The 21,779-nt window shown below is 47.0% G+C and carries 23 protein-coding genes and 4 pseudogenes; 16 read left to right on the plus strand and 11 right to left on the minus strand.

The features are described 5' to 3' along the window. Positions 1-38 precede the first annotated feature (38 nt). Positions 39-1,046, plus strand: coding sequence for a substrate-binding domain-containing protein (locus TSUB_RS17490; RefSeq protein WP_087018194.1), 1,008 nt, complete (start codon positions 39-41; stop codon positions 1,044-1,046). Between the two features lie 132 nt (positions 1,047-1,178). On the opposite strand, the gene TSUB_RS17495 is transcribed toward TSUB_RS17490, so the two are convergent. Further along, the gene (locus tag TSUB_RS17495) at positions 1,179-1,682 is read right to left on the minus strand and encodes a hypothetical protein (RefSeq protein ID WP_087018196.1); all 504 of its coding nucleotides are present in this window, start codon (positions 1,680-1,682) and stop codon (positions 1,179-1,181) included. A gap of 514 nt (positions 1,683-2,196) precedes the next feature. On the opposite strand from TSUB_RS17495, the gene TSUB_RS17500 reads away from it, so the two are divergent. The 3 genes and pseudogenes from TSUB_RS17500 to TSUB_RS17510 all read left to right on the plus strand — a co-directional run. Continuing rightward, positions 2,197-2,442 carry a type II toxin-antitoxin system CcdA family antitoxin gene (locus TSUB_RS17500; RefSeq protein WP_087018200.1) on the plus strand — a complete coding sequence of 82 codons (246 nt, stop codon included), beginning with the start codon at positions 2,197-2,199 and terminating at the stop codon, positions 2,440-2,442. Further along, on the plus strand, positions 2,442-2,759 hold the full coding sequence (locus TSUB_RS17505) for a CcdB family protein (RefSeq protein ID WP_087018203.1): 318 nt from the start codon (positions 2,442-2,444) through the stop codon (positions 2,757-2,759). Before TSUB_RS17500 ends, TSUB_RS17505 begins: the two co-directional genes overlap by 1 nt. A gap of 115 nt (positions 2,760-2,874) precedes the next feature. After that, positions 2,875-3,041: pseudogene (locus tag TSUB_RS17510) on the plus strand (IS110 family transposase); the annotation flags it as partial. Positions 3,042-3,087: 46 nt separating this feature from the next. On the opposite strand, the gene TSUB_RS17515 reads toward TSUB_RS17510, so the two are convergent. Then, positions 3,088-3,537: a DUF4265 domain-containing protein gene (locus TSUB_RS17515; RefSeq protein WP_159064829.1), complete on the minus strand. Its 450-nt coding sequence runs from the start codon at positions 3,535-3,537 to the stop codon at positions 3,088-3,090. Between the two features lie 94 nt (positions 3,538-3,631). On the opposite strand from TSUB_RS17515, the pseudogene TSUB_RS17520 reads away from it, so the two are divergent. From TSUB_RS17520 to TSUB_RS17535, 4 genes and pseudogenes are all read left to right on the plus strand, one after another. Continuing rightward, positions 3,632-3,799: pseudogene (locus TSUB_RS17520) on the plus strand (IS110 family transposase); the annotation flags it as partial. 353 nt (positions 3,800-4,152) lie between these two features. Then, a complete protein-coding gene (locus tag TSUB_RS17525) occupies positions 4,153-4,437 on the plus strand; it encodes a type II toxin-antitoxin system RelB/DinJ family antitoxin (RefSeq protein ID WP_087018207.1) in 285 nt (94 codons plus the stop codon). Then, positions 4,424-4,693 carry a type II toxin-antitoxin system YafQ family toxin gene (locus tag TSUB_RS17530; protein ID WP_087018209.1) on the plus strand — a complete coding sequence of 90 codons (270 nt, stop codon included), beginning with the start codon at positions 4,424-4,426 and terminating at the stop codon, positions 4,691-4,693. Before TSUB_RS17525 ends, TSUB_RS17530 begins: the two co-directional genes overlap by 14 nt. A 101-nt stretch (positions 4,694-4,794) precedes the next feature. Beyond that, positions 4,795-4,950: pseudogene (locus TSUB_RS17535) on the plus strand (IS110 family transposase); the annotation flags it as partial. Positions 4,951-5,241: 291 nt separating this feature from the next. Here TSUB_RS17535 and TSUB_RS25075 read toward each other — a convergent pair. From TSUB_RS25075 to TSUB_RS17560, 5 genes are all read right to left on the minus strand, one after another. Next, positions 5,242-6,174 (minus strand): SEC-C metal-binding domain-containing protein, encoded by a 933-nt coding sequence (locus TSUB_RS25075; RefSeq protein ID WP_087018213.1) that lies wholly within the window; start codon positions 6,172-6,174, stop codon positions 5,242-5,244. A 114-nt stretch (positions 6,175-6,288) separates the two neighbouring features. Next, complete coding sequence (locus TSUB_RS17545; RefSeq protein ID WP_087018215.1) at positions 6,289-6,513, minus strand: hypothetical protein; 225 nt, start codon at positions 6,511-6,513, stop codon at positions 6,289-6,291. Between the two features lie 255 nt (positions 6,514-6,768). Further along, the gene (locus TSUB_RS17550) at positions 6,769-7,089 is read right to left on the minus strand and encodes a hypothetical protein (RefSeq protein WP_087018217.1); all 321 of its coding nucleotides are present in this window, start codon (positions 7,087-7,089) and stop codon (positions 6,769-6,771) included. A gap of 259 nt (positions 7,090-7,348) precedes the next feature. Further along, positions 7,349-7,912: a hypothetical protein gene (locus TSUB_RS17555; protein ID WP_087018219.1), complete on the minus strand. Its 564-nt coding sequence runs from the start codon at positions 7,910-7,912 to the stop codon at positions 7,349-7,351. Between the two features lie 166 nt (positions 7,913-8,078). Beyond that, a complete protein-coding gene (locus TSUB_RS17560) occupies positions 8,079-8,720 on the minus strand; it encodes a Crp/Fnr family transcriptional regulator (RefSeq protein ID WP_087018221.1) in 642 nt (213 codons plus the stop codon). A gap of 146 nt (positions 8,721-8,866) precedes the next feature. Here TSUB_RS17560 and TSUB_RS17565 point away from each other — a divergent pair, with 146 nt between their 5' ends. After that, entirely contained in the window at positions 8,867-9,700 is an 834-nt protein-coding gene (locus TSUB_RS17565) for a LysR family transcriptional regulator (RefSeq protein ID WP_087018223.1), read from the plus strand. Positions 9,701-9,830: 130 nt separating this feature from the next. Continuing rightward, positions 9,831-11,297 carry a DUF1254 domain-containing protein gene (locus TSUB_RS17570; RefSeq protein ID WP_087018225.1) on the plus strand — a complete coding sequence of 489 codons (1,467 nt, stop codon included), beginning with the start codon at positions 9,831-9,833 and terminating at the stop codon, positions 11,295-11,297. A gap of 111 nt (positions 11,298-11,408) precedes the next feature. On the opposite strand, the gene edd is transcribed toward TSUB_RS17570, so the two are convergent. Together edd and TSUB_RS17580 are read right to left on the minus strand one after the other, a co-directional pair. Then, positions 11,409-13,205, minus strand: a complete 1,797-nt coding sequence (gene edd / locus TSUB_RS17575) for a phosphogluconate dehydratase (RefSeq protein WP_087018227.1) — start codon at positions 13,203-13,205, stop codon at positions 11,409-11,411. Continuing rightward, on the minus strand, positions 13,202-13,744 hold the full coding sequence (locus TSUB_RS17580; protein WP_087018229.1) for a gluconokinase: 543 nt from the start codon (positions 13,742-13,744) through the stop codon (positions 13,202-13,204). The genes edd and TSUB_RS17580 overlap by 4 nt, the downstream gene beginning before the upstream one ends. Positions 13,745-13,990: 246 nt before the next feature. On the opposite strand from TSUB_RS17580, the pseudogene TSUB_RS17585 reads away from it, so the two are divergent. The 6 genes and pseudogenes from TSUB_RS17585 to TSUB_RS17610 all read left to right on the plus strand — a co-directional run. Next, a pseudogene (locus tag TSUB_RS17585) lies at positions 13,991-14,098 on the plus strand (bifunctional 4-hydroxy-2-oxoglutarate aldolase/2-dehydro-3-deoxy-phosphogluconate aldolase); the annotation flags it as partial. Between the two features lie 209 nt (positions 14,099-14,307). Then, positions 14,308-15,783 carry a PTS cellobiose/arbutin/salicin transporter subunit IIBC gene (gene ascF / locus TSUB_RS17590; protein ID WP_087018231.1) on the plus strand — a complete coding sequence of 492 codons (1,476 nt, stop codon included), beginning with the start codon at positions 14,308-14,310 and terminating at the stop codon, positions 15,781-15,783. A gap of 62 nt (positions 15,784-15,845) precedes the next feature. Next, a complete protein-coding gene (locus TSUB_RS17595) occupies positions 15,846-17,270 on the plus strand; it encodes a 6-phospho-beta-glucosidase (protein WP_087018233.1) in 1,425 nt (474 codons plus the stop codon). 155 nt (positions 17,271-17,425) lie between these two features. Next, complete coding sequence (locus TSUB_RS17600) at positions 17,426-17,890, plus strand: hypothetical protein (RefSeq protein ID WP_087018235.1); 465 nt, start codon at positions 17,426-17,428, stop codon at positions 17,888-17,890. Between the two features lie 180 nt (positions 17,891-18,070). Next, on the plus strand, positions 18,071-18,466 hold the full coding sequence (locus tag TSUB_RS17605; protein ID WP_192867828.1) for an ACT domain-containing protein: 396 nt from the start codon (positions 18,071-18,073) through the stop codon (positions 18,464-18,466). A gap of 79 nt (positions 18,467-18,545) precedes the next feature. Further along, positions 18,546-18,767 carry a TIGR02450 family Trp-rich protein gene (locus TSUB_RS17610; protein ID WP_246616506.1) on the plus strand — a complete coding sequence of 74 codons (222 nt, stop codon included), beginning with the start codon at positions 18,546-18,548 and terminating at the stop codon, positions 18,765-18,767. 60 nt (positions 18,768-18,827) lie between these two features. Here TSUB_RS17610 and TSUB_RS17615 read toward each other — a convergent pair whose 3' ends face one another. Both TSUB_RS17615 and TSUB_RS17620 read right to left on the minus strand, forming a co-directional pair. Beyond that, positions 18,828-19,565 (minus strand): class GN sortase, encoded by a 738-nt coding sequence (locus TSUB_RS17615; RefSeq protein WP_087018239.1) that lies wholly within the window; start codon positions 19,563-19,565, stop codon positions 18,828-18,830. Further along, positions 19,565-21,679 carry a marine proteobacterial sortase target protein gene (locus TSUB_RS17620; protein WP_087018241.1) on the minus strand — a complete coding sequence of 705 codons (2,115 nt, stop codon included), beginning with the start codon at positions 21,677-21,679 and terminating at the stop codon, positions 19,565-19,567. Before TSUB_RS17620 ends, TSUB_RS17615 begins: the two co-directional genes overlap by 1 nt. Between the last annotated feature and the right edge of the window lie 100 nt (positions 21,680-21,779).

Genomic DNA, 21,779 nt, shown 5'->3' on the forward strand with positions numbered 1-21,779 from the left:
ACGGATAATGTTACTGTAACATGACGAAAGAGATAGAGATGGCTAACGATAGCAAACGAACCCGACCAACCCTGCAAGATATCGCAGATCGTGTTGGGATTACAAAAATGACGGTAAGTCGGTACATGCGCAACCCCGATTCTGTTGCAAAGGCAACGCGGGAAAAAATAGCGGCCATTGTTGAAGAGTTAGGCTATATCCATAACCGAACGCCAGCGATGTTATCTAAAGCATCCAGTAAGGCGATTGGCGTTTTATTGCCGTCTCTATCTAACCAAGTGTTCTCTCGCTTTGCGCAAGGTATCGAGTCTGTGACGAATGCCAATGGTTACGATACCTTGATTGCCCATTTTAGTTACGATGAAGACGTTGAAGAGCGCAAAGTTGAAGCCTTGCTCTCTTATCAGGTTGATGGTTTGGTGTTGACGGCGTCGACCCATACCGAGCGCACCTTGCAAATGATCAAAACGGCGAATGTGCCGGTGATCGAAGCGATGGAATTGCCGGAGAGCCCTATCGATATGGCGGTCGGGCTCAATCATGTCGATGCGGCGTATACCGTGGTAAAAGCGATGATCGCGAAGGGGAAGCGGCATATCGCCTACTTTGGCGCGCGGCTTGATACGCGTACCCGATTGCGAATGCAAGGCTATGACAATGCGATGAATGAAGCAGGACTGACACCGTTGCATGTTCTCACCAAAGCACATTCCAGTTTTACCCTCGGCCATCAATTGCTTGAGCAAGCCCTAGACACGCAGCCCGCCTTAGACGGTGTTTTTTGTACGAACGATGATATCGCGATTGGTACGATACTCGCTTGTCAGCAGCGTGCTATTAAGGTGCCCGAACAGTTGAGTATTGTCGGCTACAATGCACTCGACATCGGCCAAGCGATCTCACCTAAGCTCACCAGTGTAGAGACACCACTGTTTGAGATTGGCAAACGCAGTGCTGAACTACTGCTGGCCTCGCTTTCAGGTCGACCTGACGAAGAAAAAGTGGTTGATATGGGCTTTGCAATGACAGATGGTGAAAGCTTGTAGGTCGGTTTTGGGTAGGAATGAGGCAGTGTTTCAGATCCCTTTCAGCTCATCTGAATCATTTCTTTATGGAGTGGCACGGGCTTGCTCAATTACCGGATAAAGTGTCGGCTGCGCGACACGTATCCTTATTTGTTATGTAACATTTCCGAACCAACGCTCAAGTAAAGCTTTAGGTGCAGATGGATGTGCGAAAGCACCTTCCTGTATTGCACGAATGAAGGTATTTTCCTCTCTCATATCTAAACCACTTGCTTTATAGTTCAATACTTTAATGTTCCCATCCAATGAAAATGGAGAAAACGTATATGGCTGGTAGAGTTCAAGGGGGGCCAACATTCCACGCGACCATGCTTTGATGTAGTAAACATCTTGCTTCTCTCCGCTCGTCAATGTAACTAAACCATCCTGTGCATAAGCCCAACTATCGACCTCTTGGGGTAAATTTTTAATGAACAAGTCTGCATTTGCCACTGCATCCACTTGAGTTTCAGCTTCGAAAACTTCCATTTTTCGGACGCTATTTTCATAGTAGATCACTCTCGGAACCATCAATTCATCTTCTTGGAGATCGCTTCCTATAAAGATGCTATGTGCAAGAATCAAACCGACCAAATTTCCTACGACTTCAGCTATCACTGAGCACTCCTTGTTACATAACGAATGACATGGATTCCCCTCATGAAGATCTGCCACACTTAGGTGATCTTTGAGAGTAAGTGCTGGAGGTAACCCTACCTCATTCCATCACTCACAACCATAGCAAATATGCCGCCTATGCGTATAGGGCTAGAAGCTTGCTATCGCCCATGCTGCCAATCTGCATCGGAGTCAGCCGACCGAGATAGCCGAAAAGCGAAGATAAGGAGAATGGCATTAGCACAGTGAAACAGGAGGTCAACAGAGAACACGCAAACAGAAAGCAGCCTATTGAAGTGACGTAGCTTATCGTCGCTTCTGGTTGCGCTCGCTTTAAATTTGGCGCAAGGCTTCATACCCATTTCAATCTACCTGAGTAATTTCCTTATATAGTGGTCCGGGCTTGTTCAACACCCGGATAAAGTGTCGGCTGCGCGACACGTATCCTTATTTGTTATATGCCTAGCTGTCACCTATAATAAATGCGCACCATTAATGCGTATAGGATTACTTTATGAGAAATACATATAGCACAAATGCACCTAAAAAGGCTACAAACCTTAGCCTAAACAGTGAGTTACTTGCTGAAGCTAAGCGCCTAAACATCAACCTATCAGCAACAATGGAAAAGGCTTTGGAAAAGGAAGTAAAACAACAATTGAAAGCCGAATGGTTAGAACAAAATGCCGAAGCTATTGAAGCTTGTAACGACCTAACTGCAAAACACGGACTATTTTCCGATTCATACCGAGTATTCTAATGTCACAATTTACGCTTTACAAAAACAACGATAAGAACACCGCAAGCGCTTATCCCTATTTTGTTGATGTCCAAAGCGAGTTGCTAGATTCACTAAATACTCGCTTGGTTATTCCCTTAACTCCTATCGAGCTGCTAGAGAAAAAAGCCCCTAGCCACCTGTGCCCTACGATCAATATTGATGAAGGCGACTTTGTGATTCTTACACAACAAATGGCTAGTGTACCAACTAAAATCCTTACGACCCCAGTCAACGAGCTCACCACGTTTAGAAACGAAATTATTGCTGCTATCGACTTTTTGATTACTGGCATATAACGAATGACATGGATTCTCCCTCATGAAGATCTGCCACACTTAAGTGGTCGCTGTGAGAGTACTGGAGGTAACCTATCTCATTCCATATGTCATTGCGGTGTTGACCTTGCCAAACACCATTTTATACATGGCGATGATGTCATCCATGCAATGTAATCCTGTTTTCAAAACCATTATTCACGACTTTTAGATGCAGGGAAACCTAAGAAAGTGGCTATCATTGCCTGCGTTCGCAAGATGGTTGTAATACTGAATTCAATACTACGAGATGGCGTCATGTGAGATGAAAATATAGCCAAAGCTTAGCTATTGACGCCATAGTCGTTTGTTAGGCTTCGGTGTTATGTGCACACTTTGCTTCTTCAAAATCCCATAAACCTGCCTTTTCTCCTGCCTCCAAGTAACTATACGCTTCGAAAATGTCAGCATCAGGTGGCACATCGATAGATAGCAAATTGGATTCTAAGCCTTCATAGGTGCAACCTATACTTTCTAATTTGCCCCAGACTTTCTTAAATTCCTTGGCTTCTAACACTCCCACTCCCAACAAAGCCCTGTAGGTGGAGCGACCTGAATTTTCATACAGTCCTACCACGGTTGGTATTCCAGTCCCTTCCGCGATAACAACATCTTCATAACTATAACCATATGCACCAAACGGCGAGTTCTGAAGCCTATATAAGTTGTTTCCAAGAGGCATAGCCCACAGTGTTTCTGTAGAGGAGTTCAGCGTGTTCTCAGGCTCTAGTTCAAATTTAACTTTTACTAATTCATTCACTGGTTCCTCCTTGAAGCCTAACGAATAACATGGATTCCCCCTCATGAAGATCTGCCACACTTAGGCGATCGCTGTGAGAATGCTGGAGGTAGCCATGTCACAATCCATCAGTTATTGCGGTGTTGACCTCGCCAAACACCCTTTTAGTTTGCACGCGGTTGACGAATGAGGGGTCACGCTTCTTCACAAGTCTGTTTCGCGCGCCAATTTACTCACAACCATAGCAAATATGTCGCTTATGCGTATAGAGTTAGAAGCTTGCAATCGCCCATGCTGCCAATCTGCGTTGGAGTCAGCCGACCGAGATAGCCGAAAGGCGAAGATAAGGAGAATGGCATTAGCACAGTGAAACAGAGGTCAACAGAGAACACGCAAATAGAAGGTAACCTATTGAAGTGACCTAGCTTATCGTCGCTTCTGGTTGCGCTCGCTTTAAATTCGGTGCAAGGTTTCACACCCCTTTCAATCTACCTGAGTAATTTCCTTATATAGTGGTCCGGGCTTGTTCAACACCCGGATAAAGTCTCGGCTGCGCGACACGTATCCTTATTTGTTATGTACCGGACCTAGCCTTGTGCTACGATGTATTACATTGCAATACAAATGGTGCGCGCTATGAAAAATGAAATGCTAAGTACACGTATCGACCACGATACCAAAGTAGCTTTTACCAACATCTGTGATGAAGTTGGTTTGAGCCCCTCACAAGCCATTAAGCTGTTTGCTCACGCAGTGATCAATCACGGTGGAATTCCATTCGAGCTCAAAGTAAAACAGCCGAATCAAGAGAGCATTGCTGCAATGCAAGAATTAGTATCTGGCCAAGGCCATAAAGCTGACTCGGTCGACTCTCTGTTCAATACACTAACCGATGACAAAGTAAGCAATGTATCTTCTTGAATACTCAACGCAATTCAAAAAAGACTTCAAGAAAGTTACTAAGCTGCCTATCCCTGATGTACTTGAAGTAGGCAACATTATTTCTAAACTACAGCGTGGCGAAACACTTAGCGCTAAAAATGTTGACCATCCATTGAGTGGGAACTGGGCTGGATTTAGAGACTGTCACATTAAGCCGGACTTAGTTCTAATCTATCGCATCCACGATAGAACTCTTCAACTAGCCAGAATAGGCTCACACAGCGAACTTTTTTGAACAAATAGGTACATAACGAATGACATGGATTCCCCCTCATGAAGATCTGCCACACTTAAGTGGTCGCTGTGAGAGTACTGGAGGTAACCCAATCTCATTCCATCTGTTATTGCGGTGTTGACCTTGCCAAACGCCATTTTAGTTTGCTCGCGGTTGACGAACGAGGCGTCACGCTTCTTCACAAGTCTGTCTCGCGCGCTAAGTTACTCACAACCATAGCAAATATGCCGCCTATGCGTATAGGTCTAGAAGCTTGCAATCGCCCATGCTGCCAATCTGCGTTGGAGTCAGCCGACCGAGATAGCCGAAAGGCGAAGATAAGGAGAATGGCATTAGCACAGTCAAATAGGAGGTCAACAGAGAGCACGGATGCAGAAGGTAACCTATTGAAGTGACCCAGCTTATCGTCGCTTTTGGTTGCGCTCGTTTTAAGTTCGGCGCAGGCTTCATCTCCCTTTCAATCTACCTGAGTAATTTCCTTATATAGTGGTCCGGACTTGTTCAACACCCGGATAAAGTGTCGGCTGCGCGACACGTATCCTTATTTGTTAGCACACACTACCACAACACTTTTTGTATTTTTTCCCACTTTGGCATGGGCAAGGTTCATTCCTACCGACTTTCCTTGATATTACTTTTGGGTTTGAGGGAAACGGGATAGGAAAAGTAGGCTGTTGCCCGATAGTCATATTACCAATGTAAACACTACCACCACCAACACCTATAGCTAAGGAGTTGTTTGATATATCAAAGCCAACTTTGCAGCCTGTGATATTCATTGACGCAGACTTCAAGACTTGCCCACTTCTTGTAACGACTTCTAGGTTACTGTTTTCACGACAGCTGATTTTAACACCGCGATGAACCATCTCTAGGCGTTCAACAATTAAGCTATGCGGAGCCTCAGTGCGTAAAACTAAGGTAATGTCACCAAGAGCTTTTCTAATTGTTATTTTGGGGCCTACAACTTCAACATCCCAATTGGATGTTGAAGTAACCCACTCGTTATCTGTTATTTTTAAAACCTCAGCACCATCGCGATCCGCGAGGTAAGCATTAATACGGAATGGTGCACCTTCACACTCTGGCTTTTTGATAGAAAAAATTGACTCGTCATCTATTTGAATAAGTGACTCTACATTTTTACAGGTTAAAGTGCCGATTTTCACTGTTGGCTCAACTAACCCTAAATCAAATGGACCGAATGAGAATCCCTTTTGCTTACAGATTGGGTTTTGCGAACGAACTTTTATTGTTTCTTTTGATAAAATTTTTCTTGAGACCCTATCGTGACAACCACCACACAATAAAACTATGTGATCCGGGTTGTGTTCCTTCGCTTCAGCGAAAGTAGGCTCTAAATGCTCATATTGATAAACTGCATTACCACAGTTTACGCAACCGAAACCGCAACGCTGGCGCACTTCTCTTTTTACTGGAGAAGCAATTGTGTCGGTTAGTCCATATTTATTAACTCTCAAATTGTCCTCCTGTGGATGCTAACGCCCCAATAAGCTGCCCAGTGAGCGCCGCTACACTGGTGGCGGCCTCGTGCCGACCCAGCGGCGCTTACTGGGTCAGACTTAATTGGTTTGTTATGTTTTTGGTTGGGCTAGAGATAATACCTCTATGACTGTGGCTTCCGCTACACGCCAACCGCCCTCCATTAGAAACCCACGAACACCGACGCTTAGCTTGGGTGCATGTTGCGGAATCATTTCTTCCATAACGATGTACATATTGGCCTCGCCCTCAGCCTGGATATCCGAGCCTTGTGCAATCTCTTTTCCGGACTCGTTTAGAAATCTTGGCCATATCATATAAATACCATCTGTATCGATGTTTTCCGATTCATATGACCAGTCGGAGCGATAGCCCTGCTTTGGAGGACTGCTTCGACCACTTTCACTTGGTGAGTAGAACCTGTATCGGATTCTAAAATTCGGAGTTCTATCCATGACTTCCTGAGAAAACATAACGCCCGCATAAGCAGCGGGGAACAGTTGGCTATAATTAGTGAGGAACGAACGGTAGCCAACTGTTAACCGTCTGAGCTTAATGCGCTTGTTAGGTGATCACTCCGCGGCGAGGTATCTTAGTTCACCTTTGATTCTGGAAAAGAGAACCTCAAACTCATTGCGACTTTCTCCTAGAACATTTCGAAACTGTGCCTCAGGTAAGCTCGAAGCACCATAGAGAATTTCCCCGAAACCCTTAAAAACAGCTCTAGCCATCCGTTCAGTTCGTTGCTCTAGTTCATTAGGCCATGTCAAAATAACTTCATTTAAGTCAGCTTCCGAAATACCAAAAAGAATCCGCGATTCCCAATCCCATTGCTTCTGCCAATACAGCAAGACCTCGTGAACCCTACTTTTATCGATTGATGTAAGTTCCATTTAGTCACCTAACGCTTTATATACGGAATATTTCCGCATAATATCCCTAAACTGACATCCGTATAACCTACCACCGCCAGTGTGGCATGACTAATTTTGATAAATAAAAACAGGGTCTTATCACAAGAATCAAGAGCCAGCTTGTCACATTATGCGGAAAAATTCCGTATAACCTGCAATCTATTTTTCAGACTCAATGGCATGACATGTTTGCTGTGTTAGCCGCAGAAAAAGCTAAATGTTCATGGCCGGAAAAACACTAGTGCTGCGCTTTAGTATCGCGATTTTTAAACTTGCGAATCGTCAGGATGAAAAGCAGCACAAGCAAGCTGCACCAGTAGCTCATCACAAGCGTGCTCTTAGTAACAGTGAGTGTCGACGCGACTTTTACCAATAACTCCGACACATTGGGAAAGGACCTTAGCATCAACCAAACTGTGATGTTTTCAAGATAATCAAACAAGGCCGCGATAATAGGCAGAATTGAAATCCATCTCCATGTTGTACGGGTGATGGCATTTTTATTCAAAATCCATTGGAAGAGGGCGAAATAAGACAAGCCAAACAGCGCAGGGTATATCAAATCCAACGCAAGTTGGTATCGATAGAAGGCTCTCCCTGTTTCACCCAAGTTATCGAGCAGTCGTGTCGCTTGTTCAACGTTGTAGCCTGCTGGAGACATGTCAAAAATAGGCAAACCTGATGAAAATGCCATCAGTGTTGGTATCGTGTAGCAAAGCATAATGGCATATACGATATTGGTTAAAACAACAGAGGCGATCACTAACCGACCTGCTGGGTTGATCTTGATGTGCTTTATCATTTTTCATCCATGAATGATGTTGGTTGGTTTTATGCGTTCCAGTGCATTTCGTTTCAACGGGTAAGATAGCGTAAGGCTATTCTTGGTCGCAATAAAAACAATGATTTCACTTCATTGATTCGAGGGAGTGCCTCCTTCATTCAGTAGGGTACGTTCTATTTTCTGCTTATGCCGCCAAGGCGAGTGAAGTCACGATTTCGTACCCGCCTTTTACTTTTATCACCTCACCGTTAGCGATCATCGATTTTATGCTGGCGCCAACGCGATTTCGTGACATGCCAAGTAGCGATGCTAACGATAGGATATTGAGCCTCACAATACGGTCTTCCATCACATCAGCCAGTACTGCGAGTGCACGTCTCACCTTTAAATCCGCATTTTTTTCTGCACGAAGGTGGAACAAAGTGTGAAAGACATATTGTTTTTGAGCAACACTTCGACTCAGGGTCTTTAAAAATTGTGGGTATGCAGCGATGAGAGCATCGGTCTCTTCAAAGGTGAGACTGAGAAAGGTGCATTCAGTTGTCGCACGAATTTCAGCGATACTGGGTGTACTTAGCAGATAGGGGGTATCGTTGACAATCATGCCGGGGGTGATGAGGTTATATGTGATGCCAGCGTAATCTGCATTGGTCGGGCTAAATGCCAGCACGCCTTTCAACGGCAAGATAACTTGTTCTACTTGGCTATCTTGAAAACTGATATAAGCCGATTTAGGTAGGATTTTAATGCGTGCTTTTTGGGCGATTAACTCTGCCAAATCAGCGCAAATGGTATACTTTTCTTGCAAAATAGCGGCAATGTTCATATTCCCTCCCGACGTTAAAACAGAGACTCAATGCGATGGCATCGTGCGTATTATAAATAGCGGTAGGTCTAGTTAACTATCCTCTATGCGTTATATGATACATAAGCAAAGATTATGTGAGCTCGATTGAAACCAAGAGAATTGCTATGGATATGAACCTGATTCGTACCTTTGTTGCTGTTTATCAACAGGGGTCTTTTACCCGTGCGGCCGATTATCTGGGGGTCAGCCAGCCCGCTGTGAGCATGGCAGTACGTCGGTTAGAGAACGAAATTGGGACAAGTTTGTTTGTCAAAGAAGGGCGAACCATCGTGCCGACAAATCGGGCGGTTGCCTTGGCCGATAAGCTACAACAGGGCTTAGCGATGATCGAGGATGCCTTAGTCAGTAGTGATGAGCATGCCGTTTATTGCATTGAGGGGCTATCTCATTTACTGGGTGATGACACTGACATTCAGTTGCGGGTGCCTCCTGTGGATCAACAGCAGCTTTTTGATGAGCTACGCCGACAGCAAGTTGACTTGGTTATTGATACCACCACAAGCCGAGAAAGTGCGTTTGAAATAGAGCTTGTGCGGAGTGAAAGGATTTGTGTGGTGTGTCGTGAGGATCATCCCCGTTTGGCTAATATGCCGCTGACAGAGGCTGCGTTCTATCAAGAAGGGCACATTGGTTACAAAGCTCGCCGTGATGGTCGGCAGTTTCTCGATTTATTTGCCAAACAATCTCTCGCTCCCCGCAGTGAGCGCTTTGAAGTGTCGAGTCAGGCAGCGATGGCGCTTGCCGCTGCCGATTCCGATTATCTTGGTACGGTGTTTGAGACCTTTGCGCATAAGTGGGCATCGCGTCTGGGTTTAAAAGTCTTTGCTTTGCCGCTTGCTTATAATCGCGTACCCATTCATATGATTTACCATCGACGCATGGAAAAAGAACCCCACCACCAAGCGTTAAGGCAGAGAATCAAAGCGGCATTCTCATAACGGTTGCCAACCCACTTCTATGCTCAAGCATCTTGAGGTGGCTTGAGTGTAAACATAATCAATGCTTATGCTAGCTATAATTTCAATGTATTTTTTCTTATCGGTAAAAGGCGTTTAATGAATCCATCCAATGACAAGATTAACTATCAAGGTGGAAATGATGAAAAAACGTCTACTCACAGTGACCATTGCGGCGGTACTGACTGCAGCTGGAATGACCGCGACCACGAGCATAGCCCCAGCGGTAGCCGCGCCCGTTGAACAACAGGTGGAGCAGCGCAATGCCCGTGAAACCGCAGAGTTCAATTATGCGTATGCTTTAGGTGTCCAAGCAGTCGTCTATGGTTGGGCGCCAGTCATGATGGATGTCGCACTAGAACTGCAAACGTCCGTTGATAAGCCAATGAATAATGGTCAAGCGCCTATCAATCAGCTTGGGCCGATTACGCGCTTGTGGGATTACCGCGATCGTTCTTATACCACGCCTAACAATGACACACTTTACATTCAAGGTTGGGCAGATCTTGAAGCGCAGCCTCAAGTGCTCTATGTACCAGAAGTGAAAGATCGCTACTGGATGCAGCAAATTGTCGATATGTATACCGAGTCAGTGGTGGACTTGAGCAATGCGACTGTCGGTAATGATGGCGGCTATTTTGTGTTGGCGAAAGCAGGGTATGAGGGCGAGTTACCAGAAGGGTTACCGGTTTACTACTCAGATACGCGATACATTTGGCTAGCGGGTCGCTTAGGCGTGAAGAACAGCGCTGATGAAGCGATAGCGCGTGAGCTGCAAGCTGAGTTTCGCATGATGCCATTAGACGCTTATCCGCATGGCGGCGTACAGCCAGAGCCTGCTGTGGCAACGGTAGCGCCTGAAGTGGTTTTCCCAGCGGGTTTGGAGTGGTTTAAACGCCTAGATAAAACCTTGAGCGAGAATCCACTTGCTCGTGACCACGAGATTGTCGCGCCATTTGAATACATTGGTATTGGTAGTGAAGGTATTGATGCGCTGAGTGATGTACGTAAAGCCGCATTGGAGCAAGCGTTTGCGGATGGTTTCGCAATTGTTCGCGATGCTGCGATGTACAGTGATACGCCAGTTAATGGTTGGAACTGGGAATATGAAGCCGGCCGTTATGGGGCAGATTATCTACAACGTGCCGCGGTCAACATGAACTCAATCGGTCTAAACTCGCCAGAACGCGCTATGTATCCAAAGCGTTATGTTGATGACCAAGGTAACCAACTGCACGGTGAAAACCAGTACGAGATTACTTTCCCAGCGGATATGGCAGTAAACTATGAACTGGGTGGGTTCTGGTCATTGACCATGTACGATGCGACTGACCGTTTTATGGTTGAGAATGAAATCAATCGATACAAAGTCGGCTCGATGGACGAAACCTTACAATACAATCAAGATGGTTCGCTGACGATTTACATTTCTCATCAAAAGCCAGAAGATGCCAAACAATTAGCGAACTGGTTACCTGCGCCGAATGATGATTTCATGTTGCAAGTGCGTCTCTATGAGCCTAAGCCAGTAGTCTATGAAGGCGAGTTTCAACTACCTGAGATGTACAAACTGAATTAATCGTTACGATTAATGCCTGAGTAAAAAGCCCTTCGATATCGTATCGAAGGGCTTTTTGGTTGGCCATACCAATAGGGGGGAGTCAGCATGGCCTAAGGAACACGAAGTGCGTTAAAACAGAAAGCTGGCACCGTCTTCTGCACTTGAAACGGACTGCCGGAAAACCCGGAACAAATCACGTCCCCATGTTTGCTGTTCTCTTTCTGTCTCTTTTGTCGCGGGCGTGCGTCCCTCTAAACTGTTAAGCACCTGAAGCTCACCTGTTTGACAATCTAGGCTTAGCATATCCCCATCTTGTATCAGGGCAATGGCCCCGCCCCGTAAGGCTTCAGGAGAGACATGAATCGCCGCGGGAATTTTACCGGAAGCACCCGACAACCTTCCATCCGTGACCAGTGCGACTTTGTGCCCTGCTTTTTGTATGTTGCCAAGGATGGGCATTAACTTGTGAAGCTCTGGCATGCCATTCGCGGCTGGGCCATTGAAGCGTACGACAATAACGCAGTCTTGGGTGAGTTCCCCGGCTTTGTATGCGGCTTCTACCGCGTGTTGACAATTAAACACACGTGCAGGGGCAGCGATTCGTTGATGTGCTTTTGCAACGGCAGACACTTTGATCACGGCTTGCCCTAGGTTACCTCTTAACACCTTTGTCCCACCCGTTGATTGAAAGTGTTCACCACTCGCAGCAATAACATCCGGATTGGTTGAGCCATTGCTGGCTACCCAGTTTAGTTGGCCATCTTTGAGGATGGGGGTGGTAAGTTGGTCTTCAAACTCGCCGAAGGCGGTTTTTACTTCGCTGTGGAGTAAACCAAGCTCATAGAGGCGTCGCATCAACGCGGGTACACCACCAGCCTCTTCAAAGGCGTTAATGTCCAGTGGCCCATTGGGGTACATTTTCACGAGCAGCGGCACAACATCCGAGAGATCGCTAATATCTTGCCATGTCAGTTGATAACCCGCCGCACGCGCAATGGCAACCATATGAATGCTGTGGTTAGTGCTTCCACCGGAGGCAAGCAGCGCGATGAGTCCGTTGACCAAGTTCTTGGCGGTAAAAACGTCGACCAATGGACGATATTGCGGGGTATCGACGGTCATGCTGGCGGTTGTGCGTGCGGCATAGTTTGTCAGGGCCTCTCGCAACGCAGAGTGTGGCGGCACAAACGCTGAGCCGGGTAGCATTAATCCCATGGCTTCAAAGACTAGCTGATTGGTGTTGGCCGTACCGTAAAAGGTACAAGTGCCACCGCTATGATAAGCCTGACACTCCATCTTCAACAGGGCATCTTTATCAACTTTTCCGGCGACGTATTGCTGACGGACAGAGACCTTCTCATCATTGGTAATGCCAGTTGCCATCGGGCCTGCGGGTACAAAGGCGGTTGGAAGATGGGCGTAGCTTAACGCGCCCATGAGTTGTCCCGGAGCGATTTTATCGCAAATACCCAGTAATAGCGTGGCATCAAAGAGGTTATGGCTCAGTGAGAAAGCGGTACTCTGCGCGATGAGGTCACGGGAGAACAGCGACATGTCCATCCCTGCTTGCCCCTGCGTTACGCCGTCACACATTGCCGGTACACAGCCAGCCACCTGTGCAGTATGGCCAAGATCAGCCAAGGTTGTTTTTATTTTGTCAGGGTAGTCATGATAGAGCTGGTGGGCGCTCAGCATGTCGTTGTAGGCAGAGATAATGGCAACGTTGGCGCGGGTAAAGTCGAGAATTTTCTCTTTGTCGGATTGGCAGTTTGCGGCGACAGCATGGGCGAGGTTGCCACAAGAGAGTTGCCCCCGACCTTTGCCAGCCGCTTTTTGCGCGGCTGTTTTTGCTTCAAATGCTTGGCGAAGCGTGGCACTGCGCGCTTCAATACGTTGTGTCACAGCGTTAACAGTTGGGTGAATCATCCGGTGGCCTCTCGTGTTGGGTGATCGTGATGATCAAAATCAGTGATGGCTTGCGCCGCATGTCGAACAATATCTTCGAGCGGCTGATCAATCGTAATGTGGATGACATCCTTTTCTGACGTTGGGCACTCCAGTGCATCAAATTGACTGCGCAGCATGGACTCTTTCATAAAGTGACCTTGGCGCGCTGCCATACGATGACGAATCAAGTCAAAGTCGCCATCGAGATAAACGAAAACCAGGTTGGTGTTGCCGTTACGAATTTGATCGCGATAGCTTTTTTTCAGTGATGAACAGACGATGACCCCTTGCTCATGCTTTTGATTTAGGCTGTAGACCGCATCACGAATGCGCTCTAACCATGGCGAGCGATCACTGTCATTGAGTGGTTCGCCAAGGGCCATCTTGTCTATGTTTGCTTTAGGATGAAGGTCATCGCCATCGATAAACTTGGCATGCAGTGCTTCAGCAATTCCCGCGCCGACGCTACTTTTGCCTGAGCCAGAGACCCCCATCACAATGATGCATTTCCCCAAAATTCTCTCTCCTTAGCCAAAACTTGATCAAACTCTCATATTTTGACTCTGCTGCAGATTCGAGTTTATTTTACTGATGTTATCGGTAACATGTTACCCGTAACTTTTAATGTTGTGAAGAACCACACAAGGAAAAAGTAAAAAACCGATTTACCCGTTGAGGAGGGAGATTGAAGCAAGCGTGGGCACTGAAACGTATTTCTATAGCGTGCTTGCGTTGTATCACTCCGTGAATGATTGAGGATGCTCATGCTGACACTTGAACAACGTTTATCTGCCATTGGTGTTGTCCCTGTTGTGGCGATCAATGATGCCGAACACGCAGAGCCGCTAGCGCGAACGTTAGTGGAAAACGGCTTTGGATGGTGCCTTCTTCACTGATGGATGAAGGGAAATGGGATGAAATTGCCGCTCTCGTGCGTGCAATCAATAACTGATTATTTTGGCTGAGTTATTGTCACCGCACTCAAACGGCGACGGGATCTCAGCTGTTTCTGGGTTGAAAAAGTGAGTCGGAAAAGAACTCATGCTTCCAGACCTTACACTGATGTCAATTGGAGTTAAAAATGTCGAAAGATTTTAGCGCTGTATCTCGCTCGGTGATTGCGCACTTAGGTGGTGCTGCTAACGTCGTTGCCCTTACCCACTGTATGACTCGGTTGCGCTTTGTACTGCAAGACGAAACTAAGATCGATGCTAACGCACTTAAAGCCATTAAAGGTGTGATGGGCGTAGTACACAATGGTGATCAATGTCAGGTGATTATCGGCAACAATGTTGCGGATGCCTACAAAGCGTGTATGGCGTTGATTAACGTGAATGGTACAAGCGAAAAGGAGACTGCGGCCCCTGCGAAGGTGAAGCTGACTCCCAAAGTGATTGGTGCCAAAATGTTGGACGCCCTCGTCGGTACCATGTCACCCTTGATCCCAGCGATTATCGGTGGCTCTATGGTGAAGCTTGCTTCAATGTTGCTGCTGATGTTCAACATCTATGAAGCGGATGATTCAACCATCATTCTGTTGAACACGATTGGTGATGGCGCCTTCTTTTTCCTTCCCATTATGGTAGCAGCGTCGGCATCAATTAAGTTCAAGACAAACATGTCGCTCGCCATCGGTATCGCTGGTGTGTTGTTGCACCCAAACTTTATCGATCTCATGGCGCAAGCGGCTGATGGTCGCCACGTTGATCTGTTTGGTATTCCTGTGACCTCGGTGCGATACACCTACACGGTGATTCCCGTGCTGATCATGACGTGGATTCTTTCTTACATTGAGCGTTGGGTGGATAGCATCACACCTCCCGTCACGAAAAACTTCCTTAAGCCGATGTTGATCGTGCTGATTGCTGCCCCAATTGGCATTGTACTGGTTGGCCCTATGGGTATCTGGATTGGTACAGCCATCTCTGCGTTGGTATACACCATTCACGGCACATTAGGGTGGCTAGCGGTTGCTATCATGGGTGCACTGTGGCCATTGCTTGTTTTAACGGGTATGCACCGTGTGTTTACGCCAACCATCATTCAAACCATTGCCGAAACAGGTACCGAAGCGATGGTGATGCCGTCGGAAATCGGTGCCAATATCGGCATGGGTGGCGCATGTTTAGCCGTGGCGTGGAAGACACGCAACATCGCGCTAAAGCAAACGGCGACAGCGGCGGGTGCGTCGGCCTTAATGGCCGGTATCTCTGAGCCTGCTTTGTATGGTGTGTTAGTTCGCTTGAAGCGACCTTTGATTGCCGCGCTTATCACTGGTTTTATTGTCGGTGGCCTTGCGGGCATGGCGGGCATTGCGAGCCATTCAATGGCGGCGCCAAGTCTGTTCACGAGTGTGCAGTTCATTGATGTGAACGACCCAATGAGCTTGGTGTGGGTATTGGGGTTGATGGCCTTGTCGGTCGTGCTTTCGTTTGTGCTGACCTTGGCGTTGGGCTTTGATGACATTCCTGAGGATGAAGAAGATCCCATGTCTGAACCGAAAACGGAAACCGCGAAATCAGCAAGCGACGTACCAGAAAAACCGGTAACGGCGTAGATAGAGAGTTTGAAAGCTAAGCCATCCTTAGGGGTGGCTTTCTGCATGAAGGAGAATAAGAAATGTCGGTATTTCCAACAGATTTTTTGTGGGGTGGCGCCATTGCTGCCAACCAAGCCGAAGGGGCACATTTGGCCGGAGGAAAAGGCTTAACGACGGTTGATATGATTCCCTATGGTGAAAACCGTATGCCAGTGAAACTCGGCCTTCGTGAGCAGGTGAGTTTAGATGCAGACGAATACTACCCAAGTCACGATGCTATCGATTTTTATCATCACTACAAAGATGACATCGCCCTGCTAGCAGAGATGGGATTTAAGGTATTTCGTACGTCCATTGCGTGGGCACGCATCTTTCCGAAAGGGGATGAGTTGGAGCCTAATGCGGAAGGGATCGCATTTTATCAATCGATGTTCGAAGAGTGTAAGAAGCATGGCATTGAGCCGCTAGTGACGCTCTGCCACTTTGATGTGCCGATGCACCTAGTGAACGAATATGGCTCATGGCGCAACCGCAAGATGATAGGCTTTTTCGAGCACTACGCGCGAACCTGTTTTGAAGCCTTTGATGGGCTCGTTAAATATTGGCTGACGTTCAATGAGATCAATATTCTGCTTCATAGTCCATTCTCAGGGGCGGGGTTACTGTTTAAAGAAGGCGAGAATAAAGAGCAGGTCAAGTACCAAGCCGCCCACCACGAGTTGGTCGCCAGTGCTTTGGTGACTAAGATCGCCCATGAAGTGAATCCAGAAAACCAAGTGGGTTGCATGTTGGCAGGGGGGAACTTCTATCCTTATTCCTGTAAGCCGGAAGATGTGATGATGGCGCTGCAAAAAGATCGAGAGAACCTGTTCTTTATCGATGTGCAAGCCCGTGGATACTACCCATCTTATGCGCAGCGTGTGTTTAGAGAGAAAGGCATTTGTCTCGATATTCACGAAGAGGACGCGGAGATCCTGAAGCATACCGTCGACTTTATCTCTTTCAGTTACTACGCCTCTCGTTGTGCTTCTGCTGACATGAACAATGGCAATACCAGTGAAGCGAACGTTGTAAAGTCGATTAAAAACCCCCATTTGGCTGCCAGTGATTGGGGATGGGTGATTGATCCTTTGGGTCTGCGTATCACCATGAACACCCTTTACGATCGCTATCAGAAGCCGTTATTTATCGTCGAAAATGGCTTAGGTGCCAAAGATGTGATTGAGGCTGATGGGGATATCAATGATGACTATCGCATCGACTACTTACGCGCACACATCGAAGTGATGGGGGAGGCGATAGAGGATGGCATTCCATTGATGGGCTACACCCCTTGGGGCTGTATTGATCTGGTGGCAGCATCGACAGGCGAAATGAGTAAGCGCTACGGGTTTATTCATGTGGATCGTGATGATAAAGGCAAGGGTACGCTGACGCGCACTCGCAAGAAGTCCTTCTATTGGTATAAGAAAGTGATCGCTAGCAATGGCGGCGATTTAGCGTGATTCGCATTAGTGTATTTGGCGCTGCTTAAGCAGCGCTTTTTTTTGAAAACATCTCGCAAAATGTATTAAGACCTTAGTACGTTATGTCGTTATTTTTAATGTATTCAGTTGCATAGTGGGCTGAACTCTCAATACTTATCAGACGGCATAGTAAAATGACGAAAGTTTTAGACGAAATAACCATCAACGATCTTCCTGGCAGAGTGCGAATCTCACTTCCTCATGCCCCCGATTCCTCTTCGAGCTCACCCCTATTATGGATTGGATTCATCTTACTGTTCGTAGGGGCTGTCTTTATTATTTTTGGCCCGAACCAAATCCGGGTGAGTCCTTCCGGCATGACCTTTCTGCAATTTTTGCAGATCTATCCGGGTCCGATTGCGTCTGTCGGTGGTTTTTGTATTTGGGGGGCGAACCGAATGCATAATTCCGAATTAGAGCACTATGTGAAAGCGGTCAATGAAGTGACAGATCGCGTGATTAAAATCAGTGATGAAGAAGTGCCAGAGGGCTATGAGCTCAGTATTGAGCGAGTTGAAGGAGAAGAAGAGATCTTTGACGTCTCGTTGGTAGAGAAGTCGGAAGAGCCTGACGAAAACCCCGAAGCGACCGCTTTATAACAGAGACAGAATGGCGCGATTTAGCGCCATTTTTTTAAGCGTGCTAAGTCAGGTTCAACCAACGCTAATATCCAAGTGAGTTAGTTATACTAATGATTTATTAATAGTATTAATTTTACTTATTCATTGTACTCAGCTTATCGTAATCAGCACAGACGATTGCTAATAAAGGAAGAGGATATGGCTGCGATTACCGATCTCGATGTACTACTAAAATCTATGTCACCACAATTAAAGCCGGGCAACTATGTTTTTTGTACTGTGCAAGGTGAACTCTCTGCGTTTCTCTCGCTTAACCCCATTGCGACGTTTCAAGAATCTGAGGGGCTAACGCTCATTGTTGAAGAGTCACAAGCCTTGGCAGCCAACTTGGCGTTTGATGGTGTATTCAAGCTGATAACGTTAACCGTGCATTCTAGCTTGGAAGCGGTCGGGTTAACGGCTGCGTTTGCGACCAAACTGGCATCGAATGGGATAAGTGCCAATGTGGTTGCGGGCTTTTATCACGATCACATTTTTGTTCAAAAAGAGAAAGCCGAAATGGCGATAGCTGCACTGAGTGAGTTCTCTAATTAGTGGTTGAACGGTCACGCAATTGAACTTTTCTTTTATGTGTTGCGTAGACGAAGTGAGCTTTTTTAAAGAGAGTAATTTGGTGAGTAAAAATCGTATAAACCGCGCTAAATTAGCTAACAGTAAGTGGACGGCTGTTGCCCCTGTGCGCAGAGAAAAGCACTTTATGGTGACAGAGGTTGAATATGATGAAGAGGGTTTGGTCGTGTCCTGCTCCCTAGAAGCGATTATCTCAAAAACGCCCTACTTGATTGATTGGCAAGAACTGAAAGACACGACAAAATGGCTTCAAGGTTGGAAGTGATGGCGGAAAATAAAAGTGATAAAGGCGCAATCGCGCCTTTATCATCACTTGATTTGTATCCTAGCTTGCCAGTTTCACTGCTCTGACGATAAAGCGAAGGTCGCTATTCAGCGTCACTGTGTTGAAAGGATAGCAAGTCACTAAAGTGAGCAGCCCTTCATCGGTTTGATTTACCCAATGCGTTTCACTTTCATGGGCGATAAAGGTACGTTCTATACGATATTGGTACACTTGGTTGTTTGCATCGGTCAACGAAAGCGTATCGCCTTGGCGGAGGTGTTCTAAGTGGCGAAAATGGGTATCGTTATGGCCATAAATGACGACGTTACCCGTTTCACCAAGTTGTGCTGTATTTAATTGCAGTGTTGGGCCAAACGCGAGATTTCGACCGCTGACGCCCGCAAGTACCATCATCTCGTTATTCTCGGAGAGACTAAGGGCCGCCACTGGGTAGGTATCCGCCCAAGGCCAAGGTGGAATGGTTTCGCCGTGCGTTTGTTGGTGCTGCCAAGCGTCAGTAATGAGCCATTGAGCGGCCCACGCTTTTGCTTGGATGTAGGCGCCTTTACCCATCATGATAATCGCGAAGCAGAGTACGATTCCACAAAGCCAAATTGTGATGTTCCAGCGCATTGGGGCTGCAAATCCACTCATTTCTGCCATTTTTCTTGCTCGTCTATCCTGTTTGATTTTTGCGCTATCTTGCTTAGTGTCTGCATAGTGGCGTTGAAACTCTGGCTCACTTTCTGGTGTTGGTGTCACGCCGTGCGACACCGATGTAGGATTGGGCACTGTCATTACTTCGCCTCCTTGCGCTGTTGGCGACGAGCGAGTTGTAACAAAGTGCCGCTACACAAACTGATCAATCCCCCTATTAGCATGAGTAGGAGGCTGCCATTGCCCGTCTGCGCCATTACCGGTGCTGCCATGCCGTTGGGAAGGTGGGATTTGACGGCACTGTCTTTTGCTTCTTCATGTGCTGGCCGGCTTGGCGTTTTATCTACCGCAACAAGACTGGTATGTGCGGTGACAATGTGATGCGTCATGCCTAGGTTGGTAATCTTCGCACGTTGATCCGTTTTGCTAAGGTGTGGATCAAGCTCAATACTGTCGATTTTATTGCGAGCCCAAAGTACGTTGAGCCCCGTCGCACCTTCATGGCGAATCGCGCCAACAGGCACATCGTGACGCCATACTCGGTTTGCTTGTTTACCCTCGACAATCAAAATATTGGCTTGCTCGGGAATCGTAAAGGTGACTTGAAGGGGTTGTTGTAGGTAAAGATCATTAATGGGGTTCGGCCAATAGTCGACGTCTGAGCCGTCATCCCAACGTAAGGTAATGTCTTTCATTACGGGATTTGAGATTTGGTCAAACAGCAAGCGCATTTGCTTGTCTACATCGTTAATGACACTGATATAGGTATAAGTGCCTTGTCCTTCTGTCGCCGCTCGGCGCATAAAGTAACTGTTGGGTGCTGAGCCTATCCCCACAGTGAAAAGGCGACGGTCATTGCGTTGTGTTTGGATTTGCTCGAACAACGCCTGCTCATTACTGACAGCCCCATCGGTGATGAAGACAACTTGATTTAACGCATCAGGAAACGCGTGCTGATTGAATGCGAGATTAAGCGCGGGTGACATTTCTGTACCACCATCTGCTTGTAGTGTGTTAACAAACGCTTTGGCACGACGGATTTGCTCTGGCGTCGCTTGTAATGGCTGCGGCTGGTATGTCTTTGCTTCATGGTTAAACAAAATGATGTTAAACCAATCATGCGTGGAGAGGCGATCAAGACCATACAGGAGGGCGGCTTTTGCTTGCTTGATAGACTCACCATGCATAGAGCCAGAGATATCCAATACAAAGGTCATGTGCTGTTTAATTGGTTCGAATCCGATTTGAGTGTTGTCTGAATCGCCGACCTCTTGTTGCGGTGGCAGTGCCATTAGCAGACCATATCGTTTTCCGTCTGGGGCGCTATTTTGTTGGAAGTAAGCGGCACTTGGGCGTTGATTGGCGGCCGGACGCCAGCGCAATACAAAATCTCGGTCTGCGACCGACGAATCATTCAGTGTTACGCGGTAATGAAAGTTGTTTAACTCTTTGGTTTTAATTTTGAAGTTAGGGCTGTCGATACGAACAATCGGAAGTCCTGCAAAGAGGTCAACCTTGATGGCAAGTGGTAGCACAGGATCGGTGTCGCGACGATAACGCGGGTTAACCTTGTTTGTCGGTGGCGTTGCAATGCCCCAACCGCCGCTGAGTGGTGGCATCTCTGAGTGTTGTGCGATTAAAAGGGTATCGTCGCTTTGTTGTGGGGTGGTGGGAAGGCCTGCCATGTATCTAGGGGTAACGACTGAGGGGAAGCGCAGACTAAACTCGCCAGCTTCATATTTAACGCTTTGCTGATACTCGATTTCGACGATGATGGTTTCATTTGGCGCGACATTGGCCACCGCAGTCGTGAAGAGATTCGGACGTTGTTGCTCAACCAAACTTGCTTTCTTTCCTGCTTGTTTGGCTTGCTCAAACGTTTCTCTCGCTTGTGCTTTTGGCTGGATCTCTCCCTCAATGTAGCGATCACCAATCCATAGACGTAGTTGGTCGACCGCTGCGTTGTCAGGTAGTGGAAAAACGTATTCGCCGTTGATCCAGTTATCACTGCTATTGGTAAAGGTCTGTTTGACCGTCACACGATTAATCAAGCCACTGATCGTCATCTTTACGTCGGTGTTGAGTAATGGCGCGGTTTGTGCGCCTTGTTGGTCGTAGTAGACAAGACCTCGTTGCTCTTCGTGAGGTGAAGCAAGGGCAGACAAACTGATCGCCATCAGAATGACCACAGGGCCGACCCAGCGAGAGAGTTTGAGAAGCAGCCGATTGGCGCTGATTGAGTGTATCGTCATCATAGTGTGCGTCCATTCCAATTTAATTGATGTGTCTAGTAGACCAAACAAAACTGGCGAACCTGAGGGCGGAAAGTGACCAATTGAGATGAATTGTGGCGAA

The organism is Thaumasiovibrio subtropicus (genome assembly GCF_019703835.1).
In the GTDB taxonomy this organism is placed as follows: domain Bacteria; phylum Pseudomonadota; class Gammaproteobacteria; order Enterobacterales; family Vibrionaceae; genus Thaumasiovibrio; species Thaumasiovibrio subtropicus.